This is a genomic window from Rhodococcus sp. EPR-134 (genome assembly GCF_001647205.1).
Taxonomy (GTDB): domain Bacteria; phylum Actinomycetota; class Actinomycetes; order Mycobacteriales; family Mycobacteriaceae; genus Rhodococcus_F; species Rhodococcus_F qingshengii.
Map to the genome: position 1 here is coordinate 1 of NZ_LVCT01000617.1, position 4,187 is coordinate 4,187.

A 4,187-nucleotide genomic window follows, 5' to 3' on the forward strand; every position below is an offset into this window, starting at 1 on the left:
CGTTTGGCTGATGTACGTCGTACGCACCGGATCCAGACCGGAGTCGGGCTCGTCGACGAGGATGATCTCGGGATCGAGAACGAGTGCACGCGCCAGACCGGCACGCTTGCGCATACCGCCGGAGATCTCACCGGGAAGCTTGTCCTCGGCGCCGACCAGACCCGTGAGGTCCAACTTCTCCATCACGATCTTGCGGATATCGGATTCCGACTTCTTGGTGTGCTCACGAAGCGGGAAGGCGATGTTGTCGTACAAGTTCATCGAGCCGAACAGTGCGCCGTCCTGGAAGAGAACGCCGAACAGTTTGCGGATCTCGTAGAGCTCCTTGGAGGAGCACTGCAGGATGTCCGTGCCGTCGATGACGATGGAGCCTTGTTCAGGGCGGAGCAGTCCGATCAGGGACTTCAGGAACACCGACTTACCGGTACCCGAAGGCCCGAGCAGTGCGCTGACCTCACCCGCGGGAAGTGTCAACGACACGTCCTGCCAAATCCTCTGCGACCCGAAAGACTTTGTCAGTCCTTGTACCGCTACCTCGACTCCCACCATTACCTCCGCGACGTCCGTTGCATGCATGCACCCGTGTGGGTTGGGTCACTCTATCGCATGGGAGTGGTACCCGTGACTGCGAATACTACTAACGAGTAGGTAAGAAGCATAATTCAGATCACAGCCTAGTTCGGACACCCCTCCCACCTGCATGAATTCCGGCATATCACCCGCGAAAAAAGTTCAAAAAAAGAGGGCCACTCCCCGTGGGGAGTGGCCCTCTTCGTTACTACTCGCGAAGAGCAGCGGGAAAACCGTCTTACTTGATGACGATCTTTGCGCCGGCAGCTTCGAGCTTTTCCTTGGCAGCCTCTGCGGCGTCCTTGGCAACCTTCTCGAGGATGGCCTTCGGAGCGCTCTCGACGAGATCCTTGGCTTCCTTCAGGCCGAGGCCGGAAACGACCTCACGGACGACCTTGATGACCTGGATCTTCTTGTCGCCAGCCGACTCGAGGACGACGTCGAACTCGTCCTGCTCTTCAGCAGCTTCTGCGCCGGCAGCCGGTGCGCCTGCAGCGGCGACGGCGACGGGAGCAGCAGCGGTGACCTCGAAGGTCTCCTCGAATGCCTTAACGAACTCCGAGAGCTCGAGGAGGGTGAGCTCCTTGAACTGATCCAACAACTCTTCGGTGCTGAGCTTCGCCATTGTGGCGGTCCTTCCTGTAAGTCCCATGTCGCTGATCCGCGACCGGGCGGGGTTATAGCAGTGATGCGCGGGTGCGGATCAGCTTTCGGCTTCGGCCTCGGCCGGAGCCTCGGTGGCAGCCTCTGCGGGGGCCTCTGCGGCTCCGCCTTCTGCAGCCTTCTTCTCCTGCAGGGCAGCGGCCAGACGGGCCATCTGCGAAGCGGGAGCATTGAACAGGCCTGCGGCCTTTGCCAAGTTGCCCTTCATCGCGCCGGCAAGCTTTGCCAACAGGATTTCGCGGGATTCGAGATCCGCGATCTTGTTGACCTCTTCCACGGACAGCGCAGCGCCGTCCATGTAGCCGCCCTTGATGATGAGCGCCTTGTTGTCCTTAGCGAAGTTCTTCAGAGCCTTCGCAGCGTCGACCGGTTCGCCCTTGATGAATGCAATGGCGGTCGGACCAACGAACAGGTCATCAAGGCCCTCGATGCCAGCCTCTGCGGCGGCACGCTTGACCAGGGTGTTCTTGGCGACGGAGTAGGTGGCACCTTCTCCGAGAGCGCGTCGCAGTGTCGTGATGTTGCCAACCGAAAGGCCACGGTATTCCGTGACCACAGCGGCGGTCGAACCCTTGAACTGCTCGGTGATTTCCGCAACTGCGGAAACCTTCTCAGGCTTTGCCATACTTCGCCTCCTCTCGTGACAGTCGTTGTCCCACTCAGGAACCGCTGCACCTCATCGGGGTGAACCCGAGAAGACACAGTCCGCGACATGCAAAACGCCCCGGCGCAAGCGCACGGGGCGTACAGAGGAAACATGAAGAAGAGGCTTACGAATCAGCGTAACGATGCAAAGCGAGGCAGTGCATAACCAGGCAAACTGTAGAACCACTACATCAAGCTATCCCCCTACCTCGTTCACCTACGTGGGCCGCCGGGCACTCCCGGACTTTCAACCACACCCATCACTGAGTGCAATCACCAACGGTCTTGGGTAGAACATGATTTTGGGGTGAAGTTCATATCCAGCACTGAACTCCGCCTCGAAGACTACCTGACTGCTCGCTGCACAACCAAATCGGGTTCGTCACGCACCCGATTCCTTCAAGCACCGATAGCCCTGGCGATCTTGTGTTCGATTGCTGCCCGAGCTCGGTCCGGCAACACCAGCAGTCCATCGAGTTCCTTGTGGGCCTTCCGGTACGCACTCTGACGTTCCTGTGGCGTCGCGCCCTCGTCCATGGCCAGTCGCAGCAGACGTTGCGCCCTTACCAGGCGTTCTTGTTCGTCGAGGGTGAATCCGCTCCGTCGGCGGCGCTTCGCCTCAGCTTCCGCGATTTCGAAGGCGATCGAGTAAGCGTGCACCGCCTCGCGGTACTCGGTTTGTGCCTGCTGGTTGCCGATCATCGTCTCCGGATTGCCTGGGCGAAGCAGATCGGCACGATATTTGGCTCGATGAAAATCGGCCGTCAAAGGCTCGCGCATGTCCGTCATCATCGGGGTGTCGAGCAGTGTGACCGGATCGAGCTCGTACGAGAACCATCGGGCGTCGACCGCATCGTGCTGCTCGATTGCCTTGGCCAGCTCTCGGCGCTGTGTTTCTTCGTCGGCGTGATGTTGTGCGTTGGCTTGCGCGATGGCGACCTTGGTCTGCTGCTTGAGCCGGAAGCGCTCTTGCCGGCGCTCGATCCGCCTTTCGTTGGCAACCGCGACACCCTTCAGCGCCCCACCGATGGTGCCGCCGAAAACGAAGATCAGCCACCAAAAGTTTCCGAGGAACTGGAACGCTTCGTGCATACCCCGATGATGCCACCGTTAGATCGATACCACCGATGGACCGATACCACCGGCAGGGATCACCCTCTCCCGAAACGACAAGAAGGCCGGCAGGGAGTGATCCCTGCCGGCCTTCTTGTCGTATGCGGACTGCTTACGCGTCTGCAGCATCCTCGAGGAGGTTGCGAGTACGGTTCGGATCCACCGGGATGCCCGGACCGGTGGTGGTCGAGACCGTGATCTTCTTCACGTAGCGACCCTTGGCCGACGAGGGCTTCGCACGCAGGATCTCGTCCAGGGCTGCGCCGTAGTTCTCCACCAGCTTCTCATCGTCGAACGATGCCTTGCCGATGACGAAGTGCAGGTTGGCCTGCTTGTCGACGCGGAAGTTGATCTTTCCGCCCTTGATGTCGTTGACAGCCTTGGTGACATCCGCCGTGACGGTGCCCGTCTTCGGGTTCGGCATCAGGCCACGGGGTCCGAGGACACGGGCGATGCGGCCGACCTTGGCCATCTGATCAGGAGTCGCGATTGCGGCGTCGAAATCGACCCATCCACCCTGGATGCGCTCGATCAGGTCTTCTGCACCGACTACGTCAGCGCCTGCAGCCTCGGCTTCTGCTGCCTTCTCGCCAACAGCGAACACGATGACGCGAGCGGTCTTACCGGTGCCGTGGGGCAGGTTGACCGTTCCGCGGACCATCTGGTCAGCCTTACGGGGGTCGACGCCCAGACGAACTGCAACCTCAACGGTTGCATCCATCTTGGTGGACGACGTCTCCTTGGCGAGCTTTGCAGCCTGAAGCGGGCTGTAGAGCTTGTCTGCGTCGATCTTCTCAGCGGCGGCGAGGTACGCCTTGCTGCGCTTTGCCATTTGTTCTGTCCTTACTTGTCACTGCAGCGAATTACCTGTGCAGTGGTGAATGGTTCAGTTGTGGTCGGGGCCTGGCCGGCCCTCCCACGTAATGCTGTGGAGCGGACTATCAGCCCTGGACCGTGATGCCCATGGAACGAGCGGTGCCGGCGATGATCTTCGCGGCCTGCTCGATGTCATTGGCATTGAGGTCTTCAGCCTTGGTCTTCGCGATTTCGCGCACCTGATCCATGGTCACCGAGGCAACCTTGGTCTTGTGCGGTTCGCCGGAGCCCTTGGCGACGCCGGCTGCCTTGAGGAGCAGCTTGGCGGCGGGAGGGGTCTTCAGCTTGAAATCGAAGGTCCGGTCTTCGTAGACCGAGAT

At 60.3% G+C, this 4,187-nt stretch carries 5 protein-coding genes and 1 pseudogene; all 6 read right to left on the bottom strand.

Going from position 1 to position 4,187, the window contains the following annotated elements:
• A partial coding sequence (locus A2J01_RS27000; protein WP_156519424.1) for an ABC transporter ATP-binding protein occupies positions 1 to 549 on the bottom strand: 549 nt, incomplete at its 3' end.
• A 259-nt stretch (positions 550 to 808) separates the two neighbouring features.
• Positions 809 to 1,195 (bottom strand): 50S ribosomal protein L7/L12, encoded by a 387-nt coding sequence (gene rplL, locus A2J01_RS27005; protein WP_003941857.1) that lies wholly within the window; start codon positions 1,193 to 1,195, stop codon positions 809 to 811.
• Between the two features lie 78 nt (positions 1,196 to 1,273).
• Complete coding sequence (rplJ, locus tag A2J01_RS27010; RefSeq protein ID WP_003942074.1) at positions 1,274 to 1,858, bottom strand: 50S ribosomal protein L10; 585 nt, start codon at positions 1,856 to 1,858, stop codon at positions 1,274 to 1,276.
• A gap of 419 nt (positions 1,859 to 2,277) precedes the next feature.
• Complete coding sequence (locus A2J01_RS27015) at positions 2,278 to 2,970, bottom strand: hypothetical protein (protein ID WP_042453090.1); 693 nt, start codon at positions 2,968 to 2,970, stop codon at positions 2,278 to 2,280.
• A 133-nt stretch (positions 2,971 to 3,103) separates the two neighbouring features.
• The gene (gene rplA, locus A2J01_RS27020; RefSeq protein WP_003941982.1) at positions 3,104 to 3,823 is read right to left on the bottom strand and encodes a 50S ribosomal protein L1; all 720 of its coding nucleotides are present in this window, start codon (positions 3,821 to 3,823) and stop codon (positions 3,104 to 3,106) included.
• Between the two features lie 109 nt (positions 3,824 to 3,932).
• Positions 3,933 to 4,187: pseudogene (locus tag A2J01_RS27025) on the bottom strand (50S ribosomal protein L11); the annotation flags it as partial.

Bases quoted from the DNA above. Each gene is read 5' to 3' on its own strand.
- A2J01_RS27015 (WP_042453090.1), bottom strand. From the start codon at position 2,970: ATGCACGAAGCGTTCCAGTTCCTCGGAAACTTTTGGTGGCTGATCTTC.
- rplA (WP_003941982.1), bottom strand. From the start codon at position 3,823: ATGGCAAAGCGCAGCAAGGCGTACCTCGCCGCCGCTGAGAAGATCGAC.
- rplJ (WP_003942074.1), bottom strand. From the start codon at position 1,858: ATGGCAAAGCCTGAGAAGGTTTCCGCAGTTGCGGAAATCACCGAGCAG.
- rplL (WP_003941857.1), bottom strand. From the start codon at position 1,195: ATGGCGAAGCTCAGCACCGAAGAGTTGTTGGATCAGTTCAAGGAGCTC.